Source organism: Dermatophilus congolensis (assembly GCF_900187045.1).
Classification (GTDB): Bacteria; Actinomycetota; Actinomycetes; order Actinomycetales; family Dermatophilaceae; genus Dermatophilus; species Dermatophilus congolensis.
On the sequence record NZ_LT906453.1, the window covers coordinates 1,898,845 to 1,924,931 of the forward strand.

Below are 26,087 nucleotides of genomic sequence, written 5' to 3' on the forward strand. Positions count from 1 at the left end.
AGGGCGCCTAGGTGTTACACCTGCGAAGCAGTCTTCTCACCCTTGAGCTCATACGTACGCGAGAAACCCGTGTCCTGATCACTCAACGTCACCGACACAATGCCGTGACGATCAATGGTGTACCGCTCCTCAATGAGCGGCCCGACCTCCGTGCGCTCAACCGGCACCGCAGCGGTACTCCCCGGAGACTCGTTCTCCATCGCCTGCAATGCCGCATCGAAGGGGAAAACCACCTCCGCGAACGGCACAATCTGACCACGCGGCCCACCGAACTCATCCAACGTCCCGTACTCAACAAACCGGAACCAGCCAGCGTTATGCGCAGCCCGATACGTGCGGCTAACCGACACATCACTGTGCCGATCCACCAACACACTGCGATCCACCAGAGGGTCAAACGACACCTGACGGCCACCATCACCTTCACGGAACACACCAAAACCACGCGAAAGACGATCCGAGAGCGAATACCCTGCACCTTCATCAGCAGCAATCGCCAAACCGATAGCAGTCGAAGCCGCCGGATAGGGGGAGCGGAACACACGCCGACCAAACTGGGCTTTGACCAGCCGGGGCACCAGCGGCAACCCACTAGCGCCACCCACCAAATAAATGCCAGCAACCTCTGAATCGGTCAACGCTTCATGATCAAGCCCACCGACCAACGGCGCCATCGCCTGAATGGTTTTCTTCACCAGTGGAGCGACCTCTTCATAGAAATCCGCCACCGTCACTGTGACCGCCGCGCCATCAATCTCAAGCGGAATCCGTTTGCTCTGCGGAGACAAATGTTCTTTAGCGTCCCGGCAGTCCTCCAACAGTTGGGCGTACAGCTTGGGCCCCAGCTCTTCGCGAGTACGACCAGCAGCACGCATTGCGCAACGAGCCAAGCCTGCATCAAAATCGTCACCACCGACGGTGTTCAACCCCGTCGAATCCATCACCTGGTGATCCGTGCCATCAGCATTGACCAGCGAAGCATCAAACGTCCCACCACCCAGGTCGTACACGACCACCCGAGAACGGCGCGAGTTCAACGTGCGGCTTTGCCCGTGCGTGAACTCAAAACCAGCAGCTGAAGGCTCATTGACCATCCCCGTCACCGTGAAACCGGCAGCACGGAAAGCCTCCAAGGTCAGGTATCGCTGCGGACCATGCGCATGCGCTGGCACAGCCAACACGGTGTCCAGCATCCCAGGAGCACCCGCAGAGACATCCGCAGAAATCGTCGACTTCGTCGCCAGCGCTTCCCGCAACGCCTGCGCATAACCTGTCAATACATCAATGAGTGGGACCTCGCGGTCACCGATACACACCGGCGTCGCCGCAAACACATCAGGGCTAGCCAAAAGGCGTTTAAAAGAACGAGTCAACTGTGCACCATTGGCTGCCGCCTCCAAGGCGGCAAACCCGTACACCAAACCATCCGACGTATCAGCCACCACTGACGGGAAGTGACAGTGCGGCTCATCATCAGCATCGAAGAAAGAGACGACCGGGTAGTTCCCTCGGTCCGCGTAAGCAACAATTGTTCGAGTAGTTCCAAAATCGATGCCAAGAGTCATGCCAGGAGCTTAACGACGCAGGCCACACACCCACTCTCCCGGCCCTGCCACCAATCAACTACAACAACAGGGGAGTAGCGTTCATCACATGACCGGAGCACCACGGCGCCCCCTGCGCAGAATCAGCAACGCACTCCGCAATCGAAACCGCGTCGTCCCCATCAGCCTCCGTGTCATCGGCAACGGCCCCACCGTCCTGCTAGCCACCGGCCTAGGCCTAGCCGCCCACACCTTCAACGACCTCACCAAACAACTCACCAAAGACCACACCGTCATCACCTACGACCGCCCCGGCCTTGGGCATCTATCTGACATGCCCCGCCACGATCCACCCACCCTTAACGACGAAATCAACCGGGTGGTCACCGCCCTGGAAATGGCCGAACGTCGCGGAGCCCCTCTACCAGCCACCCTCGTCGGACACTCTTGGGCCGGATTCATCGTCGAAGCCGTAGCCCGCGCCCGCCCTGACCTCGTTGCTGGCGTCGTCATCCTCGACGGCAGTATCGAACCCGACCTGCCCGTCCCAGCATGCCGCCGCCGTATGCTCCTGCGTTTGGGTAGATTCCTTATCCGCTACTCCGTGCCACACAGCCCCCTACGTCGCTTCGGAGCAGCCTGCATCGAAGACGCCGCCTACCTGGACTTAGCTGTCGAACTGCATCGCCTACGCGATGAACAGCCTCTGCCTGCCATCCCTGTACGCCTACTCGTGGCGGTCTGGCACAGATTCCTACCGCACAACCGCACCTGGATTAAGCAACAACGCGATCTAGCCCAAGCCCTCAACACCGAAAACCCCCACCGCAACCTGGTCATCGTCCAAGTAGTCCAATGGGCCGGGCATCACCTCGCAGGATGGGCCCCAACCACCGTCGCCGAAGCCATCCGCGATGTTGAAAACACCACCAACACCGAAAAATAGACAACACATCAATTCCGCCCCCAACGGAACGAGATGCCACCACAGCGATAGTCACTTACCGTCGAACCATGGCCTCACTGCGACAGCTCCTCGACAAGCTCCCCATTGACGACGCACTCCTGCGCCGCATCCCCATCCCAGGCACATCCGACAACGTCATCCTTGAAATTGACGCTGCCCGCGGCCTGACCGAAACCGCACCCACCAGCCCCCTGGAAATCCTTTCCCAACGCACCACCCCCCGCCTGTGGGAGATTATCTCCGGTCTGCGCGACGCAGCCCACGACGACAAAGTCGTCGCCCTCGTCGTCCACGCCGCAGGTGTCTCTATGGGCATGGAACTGGCCGACGAACTCACCCGCAGCATCCGCCGCTTCCGCGAAAGCGGAAAACCAACCCTCGCCTGGGCCGAGGCAATGGGAGAAACCAACTCATCGCTCACCGAGCTGCTCATCGCATCGGCCTGTGAACACATTTGGCTCCAACCCAGCGGCCTCATCTCACCAGTAGGCACCGCGCTGACCAGCCCATTCCTGAACGACGCCCTCAAACGCATCGACGCCAAGCCCGAATTCGACGGCCGTAAGGAATACAAGAGCGCTGCCGACACCCTCACCGAACGCGGCTTCACCGACGCTAACCGCGAGCAGTACCAAGCCATCCTCGACAGCACCATTGACGCAGCCTTCGAAGAAATCGCTGCTGGCCGCGGCATGGAACTCGACACTGCCCGCAGCATCCTCGACGCCGGATTCCTCACCCCCGAAGAAGCCAAAGAAATCGGCCTCATCGACCACATCGGATACCGCGACGAGGCTTACAGCTGGCTATACGAACACCTGGAAGACCCCCAGCGGGAACGCACCACCACCCGCTACGTTGAGCGCTACGACCACTCCGCCATCCGCAACGCCCTCCAACGCAAACGCGGCAAACGCAGCGTCGCCCTCATCACTGCCCACGGCGCCATCCACCTAGGCCGCTCCAACCCTAGCCCCCGCGGCGGACACAGCATCGGCTCCGACGACCTCGGTGCTGCCCTGCGCCACGCCGTCAACGAAAAAGTTGAAGCCGTGGTGCTGCGCATCAACTCAGGCGGAGGATCCGCCACTGCTTCAGACGCTATCCGCCGCGAAGTGATGCAGGTCCGCGAAGCAGGTATCCCCGTCATCATTTCCATGGGACAAGCAGCCGCATCCGGTGGCTACTACATCTCCTCAGCTGGCACCGAAATCGTGGCCGACCCGCACACGCTCACCGGCTCCATCGGCGTACTCGCCGGGAAAACCAGCATCGGCAAGAGCCTGGAACGCATCGGCATCACCCACGACTCCGTAGCCCGTGGACGGCACGCTACATTCCTGTCCGCTTTCGAGGCTTTCGACAAGGAATCCCGCCAGGAACTGGGCCGTCTCCTCGACCTGGTCTATGAAGACTTCCTCAGCAAGGTCGCCGAAGGCCGGAACATGCCAATGGCGGAAGTGGAAAAACTTGCCCGCGGTCGCGTGTGGTCTGGACGTGATGCGCACACCCACGGCCTCGTCGATCACCTCGGTGGCTTGGACGAGGCCGTCGACCGGGTCGCTTTCCGCCTGGGAGTCACGCGCGCAGAGATTGATGTCACTCCCATGCCTAAGACCGGCCCGTTCGATCGGTTCTTCCCCACAGACAACATGGATGCCCCCGTGGCAGCAAACACCTCTGTGCTCGGGACTGCGCTGGCCCAAGACCTGCGCGGTGTCATCGGCAGCGGGGGAGAGGCCCTGTTGTCTCAGGCAGTCGAGCTACTTGGTTTGAACTCCGAAGGGCTATTGCGCGCTTCCTTGCCGCAGATTCGATGACCAGTTCACCTGCGGTGCTCCTCCTCTAAGGAGGAGCACCGCAGGTGTGCCGGTTTAGCTGTTCGGATCTTCCCTGGTCAACAGCACCATCACTTCATAATGATCCGATTGCGGGAACATATCGAAAATGCGGGCCCGCTCAATCCGCCACGAAGTCATGACGGCTAGGTCTTGGGCCAGCGTGGCTGCCTGGCAGCTTGAATACAGCACTCGTCGCGCATCCAAGTCCTGCAGCACACGCGCTAACTCTGATCCCAACCCACGGCGAGGTGGGTTCACTACAACCAGATCAGGGACACAATCCTGCTGACCTGCCCACTGGCGTGCATCTGCCGCCACAAAAGTGACACCGTTCAGCCCAGCATTCTGTGCTGTTCGTTGCGCCGCTGCGACCGCTTCAGCAGAAACTTCGACACCCACTATTGATTCCACAACGGCGGTAAGCGCTAAGGCGAACCCACCGACTCCGCAATACAAATCCCACGCGTGCTGAGCGCCGACCTCTTGAGCCCAATGCACAGCCTGTTGGTACATGTCAGCAGCAATCTCACTGTTGGTTTGGAAGAAGCTTTTCACCCCTAGCTCTAGCGTGAGGCTTGGAAGGCGCATGGGGAGAGTGGATTCGGGAGTGAGTACCCATTCCTGCTCTCCTTCCAGGACTGCTTTATGTTCGGGAAGAACATTCACGGAGACCACGCGCACGTGGGGGAGCTGTTCGGTCAGTACTGGAAGTGCTGCACGCAGAGCAGGTACGGATTGTTCGGAGCGCACCACGAAACGCACCATCAGTTCACCGTCGGGGTTGACGGTGATGAGCACATTCTTCAGCTCGCCTGAACGCTGTGGAACGTCATAGGGGGCTAGGCCGCAGGCTGTGATCATCGCGGTCACGGCCTCAAAAGCCTGTTCAATACGGGGGTCAATCAGCGCACAGTGGCGCAGGTCCACGGGGCGTCGAGCCCGGTCCAGGATGCCGAGGGTCGGGGCGGTGCTGGTGCCGCCAACAACCATTTTTGCTTTATTCCGGAATCCACTAGAGCGGTGGTGAACCGGGTCTTCCCAGACGCATCCACCTGGGGCGGCATAGGCGTCCAGCAGTGCGTGGGCGCGAGCCTGCTTGCTTGCTATCTGGTCCTGGTGTGACATCCCCAGCATGGTGCAGGAGCGGCATTCGGCTGCGGTGTAGTAGGCGCAGGGGAGGGGGTCCAGGCCGCGCTGAGCTTGGCGCAGAAGAGTCGAGGCAGGGTCAGGTCGGGTCACCCAGAGATTCTACGGAGCGAGCGCGCGAATCTCACTTGCCGCGACAAGGCCTAGGATAGAAGGCAATTCGGTCCCGACTGCTTATATGTGGCAGTGGTGCCGGGCTTTCAGAGAAGGGACTCTCTATGCATTCGCAGGCAACGAGTCGCCTCGTCGCCGAACATATGCCCGGCCTTGGACAGCATGCGCACCGTTATGACCCGGCATTTCTTATCGTGGCATGTGAGCGTTCTTTCGCGGTGAGCGCCGAGCAGGCATGGCGGGCTTTGACCGATGATGCGGCAGCTCCCCAGTGGATTGGTCCTCGCAGCACGAATAACAGCACAGGTCGTGTTGATGTTCTCCTTACGCAGGAGAATCCCTCACCGTGGCTGACGTTCACCATTAAGGATGCTCAACCTGGTCGCAGCATCACTCTGGCGCTGGAGGCGACCAAAGGTGATCGGGTTTCCCCTCGTCACATCACGTTCACTCTTGATTCGGATCCTCGTGCTGTTGTTCCTGGGTGCACGATCACGGTGATGCAGTCCTATACGTGTGCTCAGACTCTTGAACAGCGGGGGCCACTGTGGGAGTTCTACCTCGATCGATTGGCGTGTGTGATAGAGGGTGGGGATTCCAGCCAGGTGAGGCTGCATCCGTATTACCTTCCGGGGTTGGTGCCGCACTATCGAGGCATTCTTCGGCAGGCTATTCGTAATGGTGGTGACCGCATAAAAAACCGCGACCTCCCCTAGGTAGAGTGGTCGCGGTGTGGTGGTTTGTGGCTGCTTAGAGGTTGTCGTCGTCGAAAAGCCCTCCGAAGACTCCTGAGTCTGTGTCGTCTTCGAAGATGCCACCGAAGCGGGTGAAGGGGTCTTCGTCAAAGAGTTCGCTGCCAAAGCTGAGCATGTCAGAGGCGAAATCTTCGATGCCTTCGCTGAGTTCACCGATTGCTTCGCCTAGCCCGTCGAACATGCCGGGGTTGAGGAGCATGGCCATTCCGGTCCACCAGGCTAGGTCGGCGGCCCAGGTTGCCATGAGGGCGTCTCCGTAGCCGTCTGCTTCAGCTTGGGCGGCGATGTCGGCGAAGTGGCCGGACCATTCTTTGGCTACGCCGAGCCCGACAGCCCAGGGGAGGAAGCGGCTGAAGATGCCTGCGGCTTCTTCGTATTGGAGTTGTTTCTGTTCGGCGCGGCCGAGGTATTCCTGGAATCCGGCGGTTTGGGCTGCTAGGGCTGATCCGACGGCGGTGCGGCTTGCGCCACCAGCGGTGTACCAGCCTTTGGTGATAGCGCCGGTGTTGATTTCTTGTTGGAGGGTCAGTGCTGCGCCGCGCATGTTTGCTTTGGCTGCTTCGAGGGCGACGGTGTCGCCGGTGGCGAAAATGGATTCGTAGAGGTTTCGGCGTAGTGGTTCGAGGTCGTCTGGGGATTTGTCGGTGCGGGTGATGATCCAGTTGTCTTTGGTGTTTTTGGCGGGTTTGGTTGTGCTGGGTGTGCCGGTGTCGGTGGTTTCGCTGGTGTCGCCGGCGCGGTTTTCGATGCGGTAATAGCCTTCGACGGTCATGGCGATGAAGGCTGCGGCAACGTCAGAGCCGCTGGTGTTGCGGTCGCGGATGATGCCGGTTTCTTCGGGGCGCATACGTTCGGGGGCTTCGAAGCGGACGGCGACGGGTAGTTTGCGGTCGGCGGCGGTGATTTGCCGGGTGGGTGCTTCGGTTTCGGAGGCGGGGATGATTCCGGGTGCGACGCCTTCGAATACTTCGTCGTGGGCGTCGTCGCTGCCGCCGAGTAGGCGTGAGAGCACAGCTACGGTGAGAACGACGGCCAGGATGAGAAAGATGAACCCCACGAATGACTCCTTGCCGGGTGGGTGCGGCCTTGGGCCGACGGATTGTGTGTGTAAGAAATTACGGTGTTCTTGGGTGGGAACTGTGTGGTGGGTGTTGGGTGGCCAGTGGGATTGTCTTTATAGGGCGGCCAGTTCTGTGACGGTGTCGGTGCAGGTGGCCAGGAAGTCGTGGGTGCGGCTGGTGATGAGGATGCCGGTGCCGTTGCTGGCGAGGTGTTGGGTGATGGCGCCCAGGAGTTCGGTGGTGGTTTCGTCGGTGGTGGCTTCGTCGCAGATGAGGTAGGCGGGGTGGGCCAGGAGGAGGCGCGCAAATGCGGCGCGGCGCAGGTCGGCTAGGCAGACTTCTTCAGGGCGTGAGTGCAATACGGTGGCGGTGAGTTTGACGAAGTCGGCGGCGGTGCGGACTTCGTCGGTGGTGGTGAGGTGATTAAGGGCAGCTGTGTGGGCTGCGTGTGATTCGCGGCTCCATACGTAGCGGATGGCGTCGTGGGAGTGCGCGGTGGTTTCGGTGCCGTCGGTTGCTGAGCGTAGGACGGCAGTGTTTTCGATGGGGGGTAGTGATTGGGCGGTTGAGGTCAGGAGTGGTTCGGCGATGAATTGGGCCAGGGTGCGTTGCGGGTCGGCGTGCTGACGTGGGGATGAGGTGAGGAGGTGGATGTCGCTGTGGGGTGTCCCTTTTCGTGCGGTCACGGGTGTGCCGTTGCAGGTTACGTGGCCTGAGAGGGGTTCGATGTAGCCGGCGAGAACGCGGGCGAGGGTGGTTTTTCCGCTGCCTGGGTCTGCGCGTAGTCCGAATCGGGTGCCGGCGGGGATGGTGATGCTGATGTTGTCTAGGACGAGTGTTCCTCCGGGGCGGGAAGGGCTGTCGAGCCATCCTCGCCATCTGCTTCGACCTGCGCGTCCGAGGGCGTATCCGGCGCAGATGTTGTCGGCTCGCAGTTCGTGTGTGGGGTCGGCGGGATCCTCGGTGGTGGGGATCCGATTGTTCATGCCGTTGTCCTCCCGTTGCCTGCGGTTGCCGTGAGGCACCATTGTCGTTCATGCGTGGTGCGCAGGCGTGAACGGTGTTTGGTTGCTGTGTTGTGGTTATTGCGGGTAGGGGAGTGGGTTGGGGTTATGAGTGAGTTGTTCGCAGATCAGGTGCATGAGGTTGTTCGGTTGGTTCCTGTGGGTCAGGTGGTGACGTATGGGGATCTGGGGGAGTTGTTTGGTAGGTCGCCGCGGCATGTGGGGCGGGTGATGTCTGGCTGTGATGGCAGGCAGGTACCGTGGTGGCGGGTGGTGAATGCTTCTGGGCGGTTGCCGGGGTTTCTTTTGACGGAGGCGGTGGCGCAGTGGCGTGCTGAGGGGATGGCGTTGCGTGACGATGGCTGTGGTGTGGTGTTGCGGCTGTGCCGGGCGGATCTGGTTGCCCTTGGTGATGTTATTGAGGCTAGTGTGGGGGAGTTACCGGGGTTGAGGCGGGGGAGTAGTGATGGTTTTTCCCCTGGTGATGGGTGATGAAGCTGACGCCACGCGGGGTTTGGGGTCTTGTGTTCCCCGGGCGGGTGGGGCGCTCACGCTACCCTGAGCGCCATGACGAGCCAGGAGCGGACCCGGTCGGGTCAGGGTGATGATCGTGATCCCATGGCGACCGCGCGTGCTCTGGATGATCTTGTTCGCTCGATTGATGCTGGGGAGGTAGGGGCATCTTCTTCGGAGCGAGCGTATTTGATTGGGGCGGCGGAGGCGTTGCGTCGGTTGGTGGATTCTGGGGAGATGTGACGTACCTTTTGTTGTACGTATTAGCGGTTTTTGGGTTGTTCCCTCTGCTCAGAACCTTTGCTGTACATGATGACTATTTGATGTACACAAAAGGACCGTTTGTTGTACACTCTGGGGGAGAGGCACCTATCTCATAGGGGAGAGCAGCATGCGCGCTATCGGATACACCCGCGTTTCCACCGCAGACCAAGCAATAAATGGCATCAGCTTGGATACTCAGCGAGCCACACTCACCAGTGCCGCACAGGCGCGCGGATGGAGCATTGAGATCGCCTGCGATGAGGCAGTTTCCGGCACACAAGATCACCGAACTGGCCTCGATGATGCCCTGACCAGGCTTGATGCAGGCGAAGCAGACGTCTTGATGGTCACTCGACTCGATCGCCTCACGCGATCTGTGGCTGGCCTAGCTGACATTCTCACCCGTGCAGATAAAGGCTCTTGGGGGCTAGTCATTCTCAGCCCAGCCATTGACACCACTGACCCTGCAGGGCGTTTCACCACCACAATCCTGGCCTGCGCAGCCCAATATGAACGCGACCTCATCGCTCAGCGCACCCGCGAAGCTTTGGCACACAAAAAAGCCACTGGAGCAACGCTAGGCCGCCGCAGAAACGTTGATCCAGACATCGTGGCTCGAATTCACCGTCAACGCAGCGAGAAAAAATCTCTACGCGCCATCGCTGAACAACTCAACACCGAAGGAATCCCAACAGCACAAGGTGGCGCGAAATGGCACGCATCGACAGTCAGTGCAGTTCTGAAGCTGTATCCGTTGACAACGCAGTGAAAACGGTCGCAACAGCACATTGGGGGGAGTCATGCAGAACCCCTCTCGGGCGCCGTTTTCCACCTATTTTGACATAATGTTGATTATCGGCGTTATATGAAAAGCAGCCTCGATGCGCATTTGCCTGCCCCAGAGCCACAACCCCACCCATTACTCCCGTAGCCCACGCACACCAAAATCAGCTGACCCCAGATTTTCGCCACCCATTGACTTCAGTCAGTCTCCAGAACCACGGCAGCCGTCCCCTTGGTCACCGCGCCCACAGAGCAGCTTTTACCTGCACAAACTCCCCTGGCGCCCCCACAATCAAAATCGCCAATGATCGATATACGTGGACGATAGGCCTGCCGCAGTCATCTATCAGTGAGGTAGTTTCCATAGATATGGCGGACACAGCCCCCGACCCACGGACGCACAACGTCGGCGTTACCGACGTGATGCTGGCAGTTAACGCCGGCCGCATCGACTCCGCCTCGTTTTCCCACGAGTCTGTCGAAGCCCTCGTGGCGTTCCGTGATCGCTATAAATACGCCCTCGATGAAGTACTCACCAAGATCCGTATCCTGCGCGAAGAGTTCGACAACGGCATCTGTCACAGCCCGATCATGCACGTCAAACACCGTTTGAAAAGCTACGACAGTTTGATCGCCAAAATGCAGCGGCTCGATTGCCTCTATGACCTCACCGCAGCAGCAGCCGTCGTACGCGACATCGCCGGGGTGCGCATCACGTGCCCCTACGTCGCTGATGTCTACGACATCTGCAACATCCTGCAACGACAACCCGACCTCGAACTGCTCCAAATCAAGGACTACATCGCCACACCTAAACCCAACGGATACCGCTCACTGCACCTCATCGTGTCCGTACCGGTATTTCTTGCCCGCCAAACCCTGCATTTGCCTGTCGAAATCCAAATCCGCACAATCGCGATGGACTTCTGGGCCAGCGTGGAACACGAAATCCGATACAAGTACCAAGCGACTATCCCCCCGCACGTCGAGCGCACACTGCTGGATGTGGCTGCCACAGCCACTGCCCTCGATGCACAAATGGCGGCCTTGCGTGATGAAGTACAGAATTGCCAATCCCCCGCCACCGCAGTCGATGCCTCTCCCCCGCCGTCGTTAGGCCACAACCGTTAAGCAGTCCTATCTGCGTTACGAGCCAAGCACCTGCCTGTTATGCCAGCCTCGCCGGCAATCATCTGGGCAGGTGTTCCCGTGAAAACAACACGCCCCCCGTCTCTGCCCGCCCCAGGACCAAGATCAATGACCCAATCTGCATGTGCAATGACCTCCTGACGATGCTCGATCACCACAACCGTGGAACCTGCGTCAACAAGTCGGTCAAAAAGCCCCAACAGTCGCGCCACATCAACCTCATGCAAACCAGTAGTGGGCTCATCGAGCACAAGCAGCGCCGCCGCTTCACCCATGCGTGCAGCAAGTCGCAAGCGTTGCCGTTCGCCTCCAGAAAGCGTTGTTAATGACTGCCCCAAAGTCAGGTACCCGAGGCCAACAGCACTGATTCGGTCAAGAATTTTCACCACGGCAGGGATGCGTCCATGTCCTTGCCCGAAGAAAATCCGTGCACTATCCACCGACATTGCTAAAACCTGCGCGATATTACACCCGTCCCTGTCTTCCCCTCCCCCAAAGCTGTACTCCAAAACATGGGATTGAAACCCCACTCCCCCGCATGCCTCACACGGAGCACTCACGGTTTCCATAAAACCCAAATCTGTATATACGACACCGATGCCTTTGCAGCTGGGGCGCGCTCCTTGCGAATTTGCGCTAAACAACCCCGGCTTAACCCCATTAGCCTTTGCAAACGCTTTCCGTATCGGATCAAACACACCTGTATATGTAGCGACGCTGGAACGACGCGAACCTTTGATAGGCGACTGATCTATCGACACCACCCCTTCCCCCACGATCGACCCATGCACCAAAGAACTCTTACCTGACCCAGCCACCCCCGTAACCGCCACCAATACCCCCAACGGCACATCCACATCCACCCCCACGAGATTGTGTGAATTGGCTCCCCGAATCGGGAAAACGCCCACAGGTGCACGCACCGTAGATTTACATTTCATCCCCGCACCCAAAAGGCCTGCGCTCACCTCACCGCTGCTCCACTGATCAACCCCACCCGCAAAACACACCATCCCGCCTTCTGGGCCGGCACCTGGCCCCATCTGCACCACATGATCAGCAATCGCAATCACCGCGGGATTGTGCTCCACCACCAAAACGGTGTTTCCCTTGTCTCTCAACCTCAACAACACCGCATTCAGCCGCTCAACATCATGCGGATGCAGCCCAGCACTAGGCTCATCAAACACGTACGTCACATCCGTCAACGAGGACCCAAGGTGACGAATCATCTTCGTACGTTGCGCCTCTCCACCAGAAAGGCTTCCTGAAGAGCGGTTAAGGGACAAATACCCCAGCCCAATCTCAACAAAAGAGTCAAGCAGCCCGCATAAGCCATCCAACAGCGGCGCCGCTGCTGGAACCTCAATCTCACGGAGCCATGCCGCAAGATCTGTCACCTGCATGGCACAGGCATCTGCGATGTTCTTCCCGGCGATGCGGCATTCCAAAGCGTGCTGAGCCAAACGCGTGCCCGCGCACTGCGGGCACTGGCGAAACACGATCGCGCGATCAACAAAAGCACGAATATGCGGCTGCATCGCTTCACGATCTTTGGACAACATTGATGTGCGGATACGGGACACCACTCCCTCAAACGTAAGGTTCGCTCCATCCGCGGTGAATTTCGTCGGCTCTTTATAGAGAAGATCCTCGATCTGTGTAGGCGTGAAATCTTTCAGCGGAATATCCATTGGGAATCCAAATCCGGCAAAAATACGCCCGAACCACCCATCCATCGAGTACCCCGGAACAAGAATCGCTCCGGCAGCTAATGACTTGTTCTCGTCATAAACAGCGCTCACATCCACATCCGAAACTGACCCGGTCCCCTCGCACTGCGGGCACATTCCACCAGTCACCGAAAAAGAGCGCTTCTCCTTGACGACTTTCCCTTTTCCTCGAGAAACCGTGACTGCGCCAGCCCCACTCATCGAAGGCACATTGAACGCAAACGCTTGCGGTGACCCCACAAATGGATTCCCGTACCGCGAAAACAACATCCGCAAGTAGGTATTTGCCTCCGTCACCGTGCCGACAGTTGAGCGAACATTTGCACTCATCCGTTCTTGGTCAACAACAATCGCCGTGGTTAATCCGCCCAAATAGTCAACATCTGGCCTGGGCGGAGAAGGGAGGAAACCCTGCATAAACGCCGGGTATGTCTCATCGATCAGTCGACGGCTCTCGGTGGCGATTGTCCCAAAAACTAAGGAGCTCTTTCCTGAACCGGACACCCCCGTCACCACGGTCAGCTTCCGTTTTGGCAGGTCAACACATACATCACGGAGATTATTGACTCGGGCGCCCCGCACTCGAATCACATCATGTGCATCACTACAACCTTGCTGTACAGACACGACTGCCTCTTTCAACCAGTTCCCCAGGTAGAACAATCGGAACAACTGGAAACGAAATAAGCAGCAACCACCCTGACCCAAAACCAACGTCAATGATCCAATCAGGCGTGGATCGCTGGGCATCGTGCAGCGAAAGGAACGACAAAAACCGTATCGATCCTCAGTGGCGTGCTAGCCGTGTCCATGATGGCCGAAGCCTTCGTAAACGGAACAGAGACTCCAACTACGTGGACAGTGATCTTGTTCGCTGCCGGATATACAGCGATAACAGCGGGATGCCTTGTTGTGGGTCGGGCAGCAAACAAGGGAGCCCGTTCAGTCACTCAGTGAGCGAAAACCGCTCTTGCGAAGAACCGTTAGAGAAGCCATGAGAAAGAATGCCCGCAGGCCAGGTGACACCTTTCTCGCGATTCTCACGTAGCGACTCAATAGCGGACCGCTGGCCTTCTGTGCTATAAAAATTATCAGGCCCTGGCGGAAACTAGCGTGCATATTTTTCACGGTCAGCCACCAGTAATTTCGTTAACTCAGGAGCATCCGTGCACTCGATCAACCGAATCGAGATGCCGCTGCCAGAAGTCACACTCTCTCCCGTCATGGTGTCGATATTGACGGAAAACTATAAGATTCCGCGGCCTCCAAGAAATGAGAGCTGCGGAATCATCACACCTGCTTCTGTGGACTGAAAAGTCCTATTCACTCAGGTGACAGGCTGAGGTTATCAGGAGCATTAAATGCCTTCCCAGCTGCAATCGCAGCGACCAAATACAGAGGCGACCATAGCGACCTACAACTGTTCGAAAGGGCAAGAAGCAAGCCAGTCACCTCTGCCCTCCCTTATATGACGGGTATTTCAACGCGCATCGCCAAGTGACCCCTCCGCGTGGATTCGAGTGTCCCCACGCTTTATCGTCCACCTGCCCGATGCCGCAGCTACATCCCACATAAAACAGGTGTGGGGCCTACCTAAAGCAGACCCCACACCTACCGGCAAACCCACGATCAGTTCTTAAACGCATCTTTCACGTGCTCGCTAGCCTTCTTCAGATCAGCTTCTGCCTGATCAGCGCGGCCAGCAGCCTCCTGCTTGCTATCACCGGTGACCTTCCCCACGGCTTCCTTCACCTTGCCCTGAAGATCCGTCGCAGCGTTCTTGACCTTGTCATCAAAACCCATGGTTGCTCCTTTCTGACCAGCGCTTAGCGCCAATCCGACACACAGCTGTGTCTTAACGGAACTGCTCCAGGCGCCACCACACAGACAGCAGCACCCACCGCGACCATAACCACTAGCTGCCCACCCCAGCCCGGTTAAACACCTCCTCGGCATGTCCCCACAACACAGGCCAGCACGCACTTTTCTGTACTCCATACGCTGCACAACCACGCTGGCCCCCGGCAGTGGGCAGATAGAGTTTCCCGCGTGACCGCCAACGAGACCCCGCAGAACCTGAACGACCACGACGACGCCGGCGAGGCACTCGCACGCTCCACATCAGAAGCCTCATACAAAGCAGCACAAGAACGCAGCGCCGCAGTCGAAGCCGCCATCGCCGAAGACGCCTCCCGCTTCCGCGTCCTCACCGGCGACCGCCCCACCGGCAACCTGCACCTCGGCCACTACTTCGGATCTCTACGCAACCGGGTCCGCCTCCACGACGCCGGTGTCGACACCTGGCTCGTCGTCGCCGACTACCAAGTCATCGCCGACCGCGACGGCGTAGGCCCCATCGCCGAACGCGTCCGCTCCCTCGTCACCGACTACATCGCCGTGGGCATCGACCCCGAAAAAGCAACCATCTTCCCCCACTCGGCCATCCCCGCCCTCAACCAGCTCATGCTGCCCTTCCTGTCCCTGGTCACAGACGCCGAACTGCGCCGCAACCCCACCGTCAAAGCCGAATCCGACGCCACCAACGGCCGCCCCATGTCCGGCCTCCTCCTGACCTACCCCGTCCACCAAGCCGCAGACATCCTCTTCTGCAAAGCCAACCTTGTCCCCGTCGGCAAAGACCAACTCCCCCACCTCGAACAAACCCGCCTCATCGCCCAACGCTTCGACAAACGCTACGGCCGCGCCGGCGACGGCAAAACCCCCGTCTTCCGCCGCGCTGACGCCCTCCTGTCCGAAGCCCCTAGCGTGCTAGGCACCGACGGACAAAAAATGAGCAAGTCCCGCGGCAACACCGTCGAACTGCGCATGAGCGCCGACGAAACAGCCAAAGTCCTCAAAAAAGCCGTCACCGACTCTGAACGCCACATCACCTTCGACCCAGAAAACCGCCCCGAGGTCTCCAACCTCGTCCAACTCGCCGCGCTGGCCACCAACCGCGCCCCCCTGGAGATCGCCGAAGAAATCGGCGATGGCGGCTCCGGGCAACTCAAAAAACTCGTCATCGAATCGGTCAACGACATGCTCGCCCCCATCCGAGCACGCCGCGCCGAAGCCGAAGCCGACCCCGCCATCATCGAAAACACCCTGCGCCGCGGCATCGAACGAGCCAACGACGTCGCTAACGACACCCTCAACGAAGTCCGCGAAGCAATGCAGATGCACTACCTGTAAACCCATCTGCTTCCCCCTAATCAGGCCGCCCACTCCGCCAGCGGGATGGGCGGCCTGACCCATCCGGCTGCCGTGTCACACTCCCCCACACGCAAGCCCTATGCATACAAACAGGCACATCGCGACCAGACATCTCGAACCTCGAATGAAACAATCCATACGGGGACCAATCGAGGACAGGTGGAACTCAGTGACACACTCGTCGCGCACACACACCACAACCCACGCCACGGGAACTCACAGCCGAGCCCACGCCACAACCTGGGCGCAACGCATCACCACCTCTGTCGCGCTAGCCATCCTCGCCACCAGCACCGCCCCAGCACCAGCCACGGCAGAAACCACCACCCCACAAACAGCACAAACCGGCACCCCCGGCGCAGACGAACGCGGCCCCCTCAACAAAAACGAAGTCGCCGCCCAACTCGCCCAAGCCGAAAAACTACGCACCCAACTCGCGCAGCAAAACGCACAACTAGCAGCCGCCTCACAACGCCTCGACGCCGCCGCAGCAGCAGCCACCACAGCGATGGAAAAATACGCCTACGCCAAACGTGCCCTTGAAGCCGCCATCTCCACTGAAAAAACCGAACGCGAAAAACTACGCCAACTCAGCCAACACGTCACCGACGCCAAACGAGACGTCGAAGCCATGGCCATCGACGCCTACACCAACGGCAATGGCCCCCTGGCAGACCTAGCGGCCATCATCAAAGTCGCCACCGGCACCCGCGACCAGCTCTCCGCAGCCACCCTGTCCGCATACCTCGCCGACATCCGCAACTCCCAACGAGAGCACTACACCAGTCTGGCCCAGCGACAACAAACCGCAGCTACCGCCGCAGCCACTGCCCGCATCACCCGCGAAAAAGCCACCACTGCCGCCGCAACAGCCAAAGCAGCCGCCGACGCCACCGTTGCCACCCATCAAGCCGCAGCCACTGCCCTAGCCGCTCAAGTAGCCGCCACCCGCGGAAAAATCGCCGCCACCGAAAGCACCCCCACCGACGCCGCAGCAGCAGCTGCTCTGGCCCAACGCGAAGCCGCCGACGCCCTCAGCAACAGCACCAGCTGCTCCACCAACAACACCACCTACCCCAACGGCCTCTTCCCCGACTCAGCACTGTGCCCCCTGGCCACCGCTCCAGGACACAAACTACGCCCTAGCGCAGCCAGCGCCTTCGACCGCATGAGCACCGCCTACCGGAAAGAAACCGGAAACTACCTGTGTGTTTCCGACTCCTACCGATCACTCGCCGAACAAGTCGACATCCGCCGCCGCAAACCCAACCTCGCCGCAGTACCCGGCCAAAGCCACCACGGTCTAGGCATCGCCATCGACCTGTGCGGAGGAATCGAAAACTTCGGCACCATCGCCTACCAGTGGATGAAACAAAACGCCCCCCTCTACGGCTTCTACCACCCCACATGGGCAGAACCAACCGGCAGCAAACCTGAACCCTGGCACTGGGAATACGCCAACTAACCCCACAACGGCACATCCAGCCACACGGGAATGCAACACCCACGCCCATAGTTGAGAGACAATGACACGTCGTGCCCATAACGGCACGACCGACACAGCACCGGCTCAACAGCAGCCAGCAAGCCACTTACCGCTCATCGTCCAGGAGGCCATACATGGCAGAACGTTCGCTTCGAGGAACCAACCTCAGTGCCCTGAGCATGGAGACCGATGAGAACGTCGTCCTCAGTGAGCGCCGCATCTCCAAGTACGAGTGCCCCAACGGGCACATCAGTGAGCTGCCCTTCTCCATCGAGGCCGACATTCCCCCGATCTGGGAGTGCCGCTGCGGCCAGGAAGCCAAACTGGCCGACGGCCCCGACCCCGAACACAAACCGGGCAAACACGTCCGCACCCACTGGGACATGCTTCTCGAACGTCGCAGCGAAGAAGAACTCGCCGAAGTACTCATCGAACGCGTCAACGTCGTCCGAGCCCGCCGCGGCGAAGAACCACTGACCTCACTGAGGTAAAACTCTCCACACATGCGTGAGGCGAGGCCCCCACGCCGGTCACTACCGGCAATCAGGGAGCCTCGCCTCACGCATGCTCACACGCAGTTACGAACGCGAACGCTTCACCGCACCCACCACCCGTGAAGCAAGCCCCGCGACCTGGCCACACCGATACTTAATCCCCCACACCGTCACATTCCGCAATGCCTCCACGATGATGTCCGAGCTCATCTTGGAAGTGCCCTCCTCACGCTCAACAAACGCGATCGGCACCTCAACAATCTTCAACCGCTTCTTCACCGCACGCCACGTCAAATCGATCTGGAAACAGTAGCCATGCGACTGCACCCCATCGAGCCCCATCGTCTCCAACGCACTCACCCGATACACCCGAAAACCAGCCGTAGCATCATGCACCGGCATCCCCAGCAGCACCCGCGTATACGTGTTAGCACCCACAGACAAAACCTTGCGATGCAGCGGCCAATTCACCACCGAACCACCAGGAATCCACCGCGACCCAATCGAGACATCCGCACCATCAATCGCCGCAACAACAGCCGGCAAATCAGCAACCCGATGCGAACCATCCGCGTCCATCTCAACCACAGCGTCATAGCCTCGCTCGGCGGCCCAAGCAAACCCATCCAGATAGGCCTTCCCTAGCCCCTCTTTACCCGCACGATGCCGCACAAACACGTGCTCATCCTCAGCCGCCAACGCATCAGCGATCTGCCCCGTACCATCCGGAGAGGCATCATCGAGCACCAACACATCCGCAGCAGGTAGCGCTTCACGCACCCCCCGCACCGCACGCTTCACGTTCTCCTTCTCGTTGTACGTCGGGATGAGAACAACCGGCCGCTGAACCGGCTCATACGTCTGACGGGGCTGGGGCTCGGAGAAGTGATCGATCACCCGGCGAGTCTAGCCGGGCCACCCCGACGAACGCGGACAGCCTGAACAAACAGAAGAAGCACCGTGATCACGCTGGTCACCACCCCCGGCCACACCGACAGATAAGCCGCAGGTGTGAGATTTTCGCGCAACGGCAACTGACCAGCAACCACAGCCTGGGTGTACAAATCCGTGCGCTGATGCGCCGCCCCATCCGGAGTGATCAACGCACTGACACCCACCGTCGAGACATGCACAACAGAACGACCAAACTCCACCGCCCGGATACGCGAAATTGCAAGCTGCTGCACCGACTCGTCAGTGAACCCAAACGTCGCATTATTCGTCGGCACCGCAAGCAGATTCGCCCCAGCCCGCACCCCCGAACTCACCGCCGTATCAATCGCCACCTCAAAACAAATAGGCGTGGCCACCCGCACCTGCCCATCCCGCAGCGAAAACACCACATCCCGCGCACCCTTAACGAAATCCCACGGAAGCAACTGGTCAACCAACGGAGTGACCTGACGCAACACCGACCGGAACGGAATGTACTCAGCAAACGGAACCGGATGCCTCTTGTCATAGCGATCCACAATCCCGCGACCAGGCAAAAACAACAGCATCGCATTCGTCACCTGCGGCGCAGGCTCAGCCAAAACAGCCCCCACAAACAACGGCGCTCCCACCGCCTGCACCGCCGACTTAATCACCGCACCAGCATCTGAATTACGGATCGGATCAATATCGGAGGAATTCTCCGGCCATACCACAAGATCCGGGCGCGGCATCTTACCCAGCATGATCTTGCGCGCAGCCTCCTTCGTGGCATCAGCATGATTATCAGTCACCGCGCGACGCTCAGCATTGAAATCCAACCCGGCCCTAGGCACATTCCCCTGCACCCCAAGAACCTGCACTGACCCCGCATCATCGCCCAGCTGCCGCGGAAGCACCGCAGCGCCACCAACCACCAGCAACGCAGCTACCGCCGCAGCACACGCAGACCACAGGCTCTTACGCCCTTGCGGTGAACGCCAGGCACGCAGCAGCCCCCGCACCCCACACGCCAATAACGCCCCCACCAACGCCACCAAAAACGTCAACCCGGTTGCCCCCACATACGGAACAGCCGACAACATCGGTGAATCCGCCTGCGAAAACGCCAACCTCCCCCACGCAAACCCGCCAAAGGGAGTCACCGACCGCAACCATTCCGTCCCCGTCCATACCACCGCAACTGCCACAGCCACCGGCAACCGCCACCCCGGCACCGGGCGCTGCACAGCAGCCAACGCCACCCCCGCCAACGCCATATACAGCGACTCCAGCGTCAACAACGCGAAAATTGGCAGCGACCACCCCAAAAACACCGCCGTCCATTGCAACAGCGGCGCGAAGAAACACACACCACACACAAACCCCAACACCGCGCCACCACGCAGACCAACCCCACCGGTAGCAACCACAAACAACGCCACACCCAACGGCGCCGCCCACCACAGGTCATGCGACGGAAAAGCCAAATAAAGAACCCCACCAGCCAGCGCGGCAATCACACACCGCACCCACCACACCCCAGACCTCCCCCAGGCCCCCACAACAAACCGCGACACCACAGCCGGCATCCCAGACCCCTCACTTCGTGACACGGCACGAACGGAAGCCACATCAGCAGAAACCGAACAGTGCCTTGCAGGGACGGGACCCGTCACCTTTGGGGCCGCCTCGCAATACGAGGACGTTTTCTACTCGGTGAACGGGTCCCGTCATCGCCGACCGAACTACCGACCGATAGCAGTCGATGCAACGATCGACCGGGTCGGCGCCCTGAAGACGAATTCCAAACTACCGAAAACGTCAGGTCGGTCAACTCAAGCAACGCTACCCTTGACCAGCGCTAACACCGTAAACGCGCAGGTCAGAAAACTATTCACCGCGTGTTTCGCGGATACCGAAAAGATCCACTAAAACACCCCCACACACCCACATACATGCAGGCGAGAAGGGTACCCACCCAACACGCCAGTATCGTCACCCCTGTGACTGGTGTTCTCCTTCTCGATGCCTCCTCCCTCTACTTCCGTGCCTTCTACGGCGTTCCAGAACGCCCCAGCACCCCCCAAACACCACCCACCAACGCCATCCGTGGCTTCCTAGACATGATCTCCTCACTCATCACCCGCTACACCCCTGAGGGGCTCGTCGTGTGCTGGGACGAAGACTGGCGCCCCGCATTCCGCGTCAACGCCCTCCCCAGCTACAAAGCCCAACGCGTACGCATCACCACCGAAGGCATCCACGAAGAAGACGCACCCCACGACCTCACCATCCAAGTCCCCATCATCATCCAGGCACTACGCGCCCTAGGAATACCCCGCATCGGCGCCAGCGGATACGAAGCAGACGACGTCATCGCCACCCTCGCCCACCGCTGGGCAACCACCCCAGAACACCCCATCCACGTCGTCACCGGCGACCGAGACCTATTCCAACTCGTCGACGACACAAAAGGAATCGACGTTCTCTACACCGCCAGAACCGGCGTACGCGCACCCGAACTCGTCAACGAAACCTACCTGCACACCACCTACGGAATACGCGGCGGCCGCGGATACCTCGACTTCGCCACCCTACGCGGAGACCCCAGCGACGGCCTGCCCGGCGTACGCGGCATCGGAGAGAAAACCGCCCGAACCCTCCTCGAAAAACACGGCAGCCTCGCCGCACTACGCGCCGCCGCCACCGACCCCAACTCCGAACTGACCGCAACACAACGCACACGCATCACCAACGCCTCGGACTACCTCGACGCCGCCGCTACCGTCGTAGCAACCGCCACCGACGCACCCATCGGCGACGTCAACCCAGCACTGCCACGCCACGTCGCCGACCTGCGCCTGCTATCTGACCTCGCCGCGCGCTACCGCCTCGCCAACACCTTCGACCGCCTCCTAGCCGTATGCGCCATCGCATAACCCATCCACATCACCCCATCCGATCCGCAGCCACCACACCACGCATCACCGCATCCACCGCGCTCCGCGCCGTACGACTCAACTGCGTAGTAGGAGCAACCGCCATAATCTGATCCAACAAATCCACAACCTGCTTACACCGGCGCACAAAATCACCCGCCGCCAAATCCATCTCAGCCAAAACCACCTCAAGCGAACGCCCCTTGGCCCACGCATACACCAAATGCGCAATCCCCGGATCCGGGTACGCCGTCACCGACACACCACCATCAGACTCCGCATCCTCAAGCCCACTCCACACCTGAACCATCTCGTCATGGGCACGCATCAACGCTTCCCCACCACCACGCGGTGAGGGCTCCCGCTCCTCCTTACGCGGCTCATTCACCAAACACGACACCGCAGCAGCCAACTGCGGAGCATCCAACTCATCCCATACCCCCGCTCGTAAACACTCCGCAGTAAGTAAATCCCGCTCCGTATAGATACGACCCAGCAGTCCCCCACGCTCAGTGACCGACTCACCCCCTTGCGCCAAATACCCGAAACGCTCCAACACCGTGCACGTACGATCAAACACCCGTGCCACCGAATTCGTACGACTCTCCACCCGACGCCGCAACGCCTGCGTCTCACGCTCCAACCTCCACCAGCGCTCCGCCCACCGAGCATGCTGCTCACGATCAGCGCACCCATGACACGGGTGCGAACGGATCTTCTTACGCAACTCAGTAACCCGAGCCTCAATAGCCTCGTCTTTTCCACCCTTAGCCGACTTACGTGACGCAAAATCCTGCGGCACATCCGGCACCCGATCCCGCACCAAAGCCGCCACATCCTTACGCACCTTCGGATTGCGGTAGTTCACCTTGCGCGGCAACCGCACATGCCCAATCGGCACCAACGGCTCATCCAACTGCGCAGGATCCACCGTGAACAAACGCCCCTCCTGCGTACACACAACCACCTCACGAGCATGCCCAACCGGCACCACCACACCCCGCTGCTGATGCCTACCCACACGCACAAAAACAACATCCCCCCACCGCAAATCCTCCAACGAAGCCCGCGCAATAGAACGCTGCCGAGCTGAACGCGCCTTCACCGCATCCTTCTCCAAACGCCCCAACTCATGACGCAACGCCGAATACTCACGGAAATCACCCATATGGCACGTCATCGCATCGCCATACCCAGCCAACGCTTCCTCATGCTCAGTCAGCTGCTTAGCCATCCCCACCACCGACCGATCAGCCTGGAACTGAGCGAACGACGTCTCCAAAATCTCTCGCGCCCGAACCCGACCGAACGTGCCAACCAAGTTCACCGCCATGTTGTAAGTCGGGCGGAAACTGCTACGCAACGGATACGTCCGCGTCGAAGCCAACCCACCCACCGCCAACGGATCCACCCGCGGGTTCCACAACACCACCGCGTGACCCTCAATATCGATGCCACGCCTACCGGCACGACCAGTCAACTGCGTGTACTCAGCCGGGGTGATGTCAGCGTGCGTCTCCCCATTGAACTTCACCAACTTTTCCAACACCACCGTACGTGCAGGCATATTCACCCCCAACGCCAACGTCTCAGTGGCAAACACCGCCCGCACATACCCGGCGAGAAATAACTCCTCCACAATCTCCCGGAACGCCGGCAACATCCCTGCGTGATGCGCTGCGAACCCCCGCGAAGCAGCCTCAATAAACTCCCAGTAGTGCAAAACAGACAAATCCTCAGCCGCCAAACCCGCCACCCGCGACTCAACAATCCGGCGGACCTCCTCGGCCTCAGCAGTGCTAGTCAGCCTCGTTCCATGACTCAACAGCTGAGTCACTGCCGCATCACACCCCACACGACTAAAAATGAACGTAATCGCAGGCAACAGCCCCGCACGGTCAAGACGGTCAATGACCTGCGCCCGGCTTGGCATCCCCGCCGAGCCGCGACCAGCACCCAGCCCTTGAGCGCCACCAGCATTCCAACGATCCCCGCCCCGACCACGCACCTGCCGGCCGCGGCGCCCCCGCGGCGCACCCCGATCTTCCAACCGGCCACGCCGATCCGTGCTCGAACGCGAACTACGAATCGCCTCAATCAAATCCGGATTAACAAGCGTACTTTCCTGGCGCGCTGCACCAGGACGACCCGCGACACGGGTATCAGCACGATCAGGCTCAGCATCAACGAACAAGTCATAAATCGTTGTTCCCACCATCATGTGCTGCCACAACGGAACCGGACGATGCTCCTCCACCACCACCTCGGTGTCGCCCCGCACCGCCCCCAACCAATCACCAAACTCCTCAGCATTACTGACCGTCGCCGACAATGCCGCCACCTGCACATCACCAGGAAGGTGAATAATCACCTCTTCCCACACCGCACCACGCGCACGATCTGCCAAGTAATGGACCTCATCCATCACCACAAACGCCAAACCGCGCAACGTATCGGACCCGGCATACATCATGTTGCGCAGCACCTCCGTGGTCATCACCACCACCGGCGCCTCACCGTTGATCGAGGAATCCCCCGTCAACAACCCCACATTCTCAGCGCCATACCGCGTCACTAGATCGTGATACTTCTGGTTCGACAACGCCTTAATCGGCGTGGTGTAAAAAGCTTTCTGCCCCCTCGACAGCGCCAAATGCACCGCAAACTCACCCACGATCGTCTTACCCGCGCCCGTGGGTGCAGCCACCAACACACCCCGGCCATCCTCCAACGCAGCACACGCCCGCTCTTGAAAATCATCAAGTGGGAAATCAAGCAAGTCACAAAACTCCGCCAGTCGACGATGGTGGGCAACACCTTTAGCTCGTGACCGGGCATAACGCTCTGCAGGAGACGACATGTGGCCCAGGCTACGTCAGAGAACCCCTGGCGATCCCAGGCCACCGCACTAGTTACAACGGACTGGCCTGATCATCACTAAGATTCGACCACTCAGGACGTTTACGCGCTTTACTGCGCTCCAACAGCGAAGCCACAGCCCACGCTGCGAAATACAAAACAGTCATCGGGATGGCCAAACCAAACATCGTCCACGGATCCGGCGTGGGGGTGATGAACGCAGCAAACACAAACAACCCCACCACCGCGAAACGCCACCCGCGCAACATCGCCGCAGCGGGGAAAACCCCAATCATGTTCAACCCCACCAAGAACACCGGCAGCAAAAACGCGCACCCAAACGCCACAATGAACCTAGTCACGAACGTCAAATACTCATCCGCGGGCACAATATTGACACCCTGCGACGGCGTGAAACCGATCAAAATGACAATTGCCTTCGGCAACGTCACATACGCCAACCAGCACCCCGACACAAACAACGGAATCGCCGTCAGCATGAACGCCAACGCCGTCCACTTCTCCTTACGGCGCAGCCCCGGCACGATAAACGCCCACACCTGATAAATCCACACCGGGCTGGACAAAATAAGCGCCACAAACAGCGCCACCTGAATCTGCACCGCCAACGGCGAGGTCAGCGTCGCATAATTCACATCTCCCCGCCGCATACGCAGCGGCGAAGTCAAATCGTTCAAGATCGGCTCGTACCACATCCACCCAGGCACAGCAGCCACAACCAACGCCAACAACGCAACCAAAAAACGGTTTTTCAACTCCCGCAGGTGCTCCGCGAGAGGCATACGCCCCTCCGGATCCCTACGACGATGCTTCAACCGCGGACGACGAACCTGCCTGTGCACCGAACTTCCGGCAACACCGGGACCGTCAACATCGGTCACCTCATGCCCCCCAGAGGCACTCACGCGCGGTACTGCGCGTTACCCGAACCATCATTAAAAGGCCGTTTCTCCTGCACCGCAGACGGAGTTTCCTGCCCAGCCTGCGCCGAAGGAGACTGCTCCGGCTCACGCGGCGCCGTCTGCTGAGGCTGCTGAGGCGCAGTACTCGAAGGAGAAGCAACATCACCATGCACCGTGTCCTGCGACGCAGCACTACGGTGATCACGCTTCAACTCATCAACCTCAGACTTAAAAATCCTCATCGAACGCCCCAAACTACGCGCAGCATCAGGCAACTTCTTCCACCCGAACAACACAACGATGACCACAATGATCACCAGCGCTTCAGGACCACCAAGCCAACTCGGCATGACCAGGCCTTTCATCAGAAAACATTCATTGTCA

At 59.7% G+C, this 26,087-nt stretch carries 22 protein-coding genes; 11 read left to right on the plus strand and 11 right to left on the minus strand.

Annotation, left to right across the window (positions count from 1 at the left end):
- Window positions 1–14: 14 nt before the first annotated feature.
- Window positions 15–1,565, minus strand: a complete 1,551-nt coding sequence (locus CKV89_RS08110; RefSeq protein ID WP_034400348.1) for an Hsp70 family protein — start codon at window positions 1,563–1,565, stop codon at window positions 15–17.
- Between the two features lie 88 nt (window positions 1,566–1,653).
- Between CKV89_RS08110 and CKV89_RS08115 the strand changes: the two genes are divergently transcribed.
- Window positions 1,654–2,490 (plus strand): alpha/beta fold hydrolase, encoded by an 837-nt coding sequence (locus CKV89_RS08115; RefSeq protein WP_028326240.1) that lies wholly within the window; start codon window positions 1,654–1,656, stop codon window positions 2,488–2,490.
- Between the two features lie 68 nt (window positions 2,491–2,558).
- Window positions 2,559–4,331, plus strand: a complete 1,773-nt coding sequence (gene sppA / locus CKV89_RS08120; RefSeq protein WP_028326241.1) for a signal peptide peptidase SppA — start codon at window positions 2,559–2,561, stop codon at window positions 4,329–4,331.
- A 54-nt stretch (window positions 4,332–4,385) separates the two neighbouring features.
- Here sppA and rlmD read toward each other — a convergent pair whose 3' ends face one another.
- Window positions 4,386–5,591, minus strand: a complete 1,206-nt coding sequence (gene rlmD, locus CKV89_RS08125) for a 23S rRNA (uracil(1939)-C(5))-methyltransferase RlmD (protein ID WP_231935360.1) — start codon at window positions 5,589–5,591, stop codon at window positions 4,386–4,388.
- A 125-nt stretch (window positions 5,592–5,716) separates the two neighbouring features.
- On the opposite strand from rlmD, the gene CKV89_RS08130 reads away from it, so the two are divergent.
- Window positions 5,717–6,328, plus strand: a complete 612-nt coding sequence (locus CKV89_RS08130) for an SRPBCC family protein (protein ID WP_028326243.1) — start codon at window positions 5,717–5,719, stop codon at window positions 6,326–6,328.
- 34 nt (window positions 6,329–6,362) lie between these two features.
- Here the strand turns inward: CKV89_RS08130 and CKV89_RS08135 are convergent, their stop codons facing one another.
- The gene (locus tag CKV89_RS08135; RefSeq protein WP_028326244.1) at window positions 6,363–7,424 is read right to left on the minus strand and encodes a DUF2207 domain-containing protein; all 1,062 of its coding nucleotides are present in this window, start codon (window positions 7,422–7,424) and stop codon (window positions 6,363–6,365) included.
- A 117-nt stretch (window positions 7,425–7,541) separates the two neighbouring features.
- On the minus strand, window positions 7,542–8,414 hold the full coding sequence (locus CKV89_RS08140; protein ID WP_157728096.1) for an ATP-binding cassette domain-containing protein: 873 nt from the start codon (window positions 8,412–8,414) through the stop codon (window positions 7,542–7,544).
- A gap of 126 nt (window positions 8,415–8,540) precedes the next feature.
- On the opposite strand from CKV89_RS08140, the gene CKV89_RS08145 reads away from it, so the two are divergent.
- From CKV89_RS08145 to CKV89_RS08160, 4 genes are all read left to right on the plus strand, one after another.
- Window positions 8,541–8,924: an MGMT family protein gene (locus CKV89_RS08145; RefSeq protein ID WP_084440914.1), complete on the plus strand. Its 384-nt coding sequence runs from the start codon at window positions 8,541–8,543 to the stop codon at window positions 8,922–8,924.
- Window positions 8,925–9,050: 126 nt separating this feature from the next.
- On the plus strand, window positions 9,051–9,188 hold the full coding sequence (locus CKV89_RS08150; RefSeq protein ID WP_154657545.1) for a hypothetical protein: 138 nt from the start codon (window positions 9,051–9,053) through the stop codon (window positions 9,186–9,188).
- 148 nt (window positions 9,189–9,336) lie between these two features.
- Window positions 9,337–9,978, plus strand: coding sequence for a recombinase family protein (locus CKV89_RS08155; protein WP_051277039.1), 642 nt, complete (start codon window positions 9,337–9,339; stop codon window positions 9,976–9,978).
- Window positions 9,979–10,361: 383 nt separating this feature from the next.
- Complete coding sequence (locus tag CKV89_RS08160) at window positions 10,362–11,123, plus strand: GTP pyrophosphokinase (RefSeq protein ID WP_231935361.1); 762 nt, start codon at window positions 10,362–10,364, stop codon at window positions 11,121–11,123.
- Here the strand turns inward: CKV89_RS08160 and CKV89_RS08165 are convergent.
- Together CKV89_RS08165 and CKV89_RS08170 are read right to left on the minus strand one after the other, a co-directional pair.
- A complete protein-coding gene (locus CKV89_RS08165; protein ID WP_231935362.1) occupies window positions 11,120–13,291 on the minus strand; it encodes an ATP-binding cassette domain-containing protein in 2,172 nt (723 codons plus the stop codon). The two genes, CKV89_RS08160 and CKV89_RS08165, sit on opposite strands and share 4 nt — an antisense overlap.
- 1,212 nt (window positions 13,292–14,503) lie before the next feature.
- Window positions 14,504–14,677: a CsbD family protein gene (locus CKV89_RS08170; protein WP_084440788.1), complete on the minus strand. Its 174-nt coding sequence runs from the start codon at window positions 14,675–14,677 to the stop codon at window positions 14,504–14,506.
- Window positions 14,678–14,950: 273 nt separating this feature from the next.
- On the opposite strand from CKV89_RS08170, the gene trpS reads away from it, so the two are divergent.
- The 3 genes from trpS to CKV89_RS08185 all read left to right on the plus strand — a co-directional run bounded on the left by trpS (window position 14,951) and on the right by CKV89_RS08185 (window position 18,064).
- Window positions 14,951–16,066, plus strand: a complete 1,116-nt coding sequence (gene trpS / locus CKV89_RS08175) for a tryptophan--tRNA ligase (RefSeq protein ID WP_028326250.1) — start codon at window positions 14,951–14,953, stop codon at window positions 16,064–16,066.
- Between the two features lie 190 nt (window positions 16,067–16,256).
- A complete protein-coding gene (locus tag CKV89_RS08180; protein WP_051277041.1) occupies window positions 16,257–17,552 on the plus strand; it encodes a M15 family metallopeptidase in 1,296 nt (431 codons plus the stop codon).
- A gap of 155 nt (window positions 17,553–17,707) precedes the next feature.
- Window positions 17,708–18,064, plus strand: a complete 357-nt coding sequence (locus tag CKV89_RS08185) for an RNA polymerase-binding protein RbpA (protein WP_028326251.1) — start codon at window positions 17,708–17,710, stop codon at window positions 18,062–18,064.
- 87 nt (window positions 18,065–18,151) lie between these two features.
- On the opposite strand, the gene CKV89_RS08190 is transcribed toward CKV89_RS08185, so the two are convergent.
- Together CKV89_RS08190 and lnt are read right to left on the minus strand one after the other, a co-directional pair.
- Window positions 18,152–18,961 (minus strand): polyprenol monophosphomannose synthase, encoded by an 810-nt coding sequence (locus tag CKV89_RS08190; protein WP_084440915.1) that lies wholly within the window; start codon window positions 18,959–18,961, stop codon window positions 18,152–18,154.
- Window positions 18,961–20,571 (minus strand): apolipoprotein N-acyltransferase, encoded by a 1,611-nt coding sequence (gene lnt, locus CKV89_RS08195; protein WP_084440789.1) that lies wholly within the window; start codon window positions 20,569–20,571, stop codon window positions 18,961–18,963. The genes CKV89_RS08190 and lnt overlap by 1 nt, the downstream gene beginning before the upstream one ends.
- A 414-nt stretch (window positions 20,572–20,985) precedes the next feature.
- Between lnt and CKV89_RS08200 the strand changes: the two genes are divergently transcribed.
- Entirely contained in the window at window positions 20,986–21,921 is a 936-nt protein-coding gene (locus tag CKV89_RS08200) for a 5'-3' exonuclease (RefSeq protein WP_028326254.1), read from the plus strand.
- A gap of 10 nt (window positions 21,922–21,931) precedes the next feature.
- On the opposite strand, the gene CKV89_RS08205 is transcribed toward CKV89_RS08200, so the two are convergent.
- The 3 genes from CKV89_RS08205 to tatA are packed head-to-tail and all read right to left on the minus strand — an operon-like array spanning window position 21,932 to window position 26,068.
- On the minus strand, window positions 21,932–24,781 hold the full coding sequence (locus CKV89_RS08205; RefSeq protein WP_028326255.1) for a DEAD/DEAH box helicase: 2,850 nt from the start codon (window positions 24,779–24,781) through the stop codon (window positions 21,932–21,934).
- Between the two features lie 52 nt (window positions 24,782–24,833).
- Entirely contained in the window at window positions 24,834–25,706 is an 873-nt protein-coding gene (gene tatC, locus CKV89_RS08210) for a twin-arginine translocase subunit TatC (protein ID WP_231935363.1), read from the minus strand.
- On the minus strand, window positions 25,703–26,068 hold the full coding sequence (tatA, locus tag CKV89_RS08215; RefSeq protein WP_034400351.1) for a Sec-independent protein translocase subunit TatA: 366 nt from the start codon (window positions 26,066–26,068) through the stop codon (window positions 25,703–25,705). The genes tatC and tatA overlap by 4 nt, the downstream gene beginning before the upstream one ends.
- Between the last annotated feature and the right edge of the window lie 19 nt (window positions 26,069–26,087).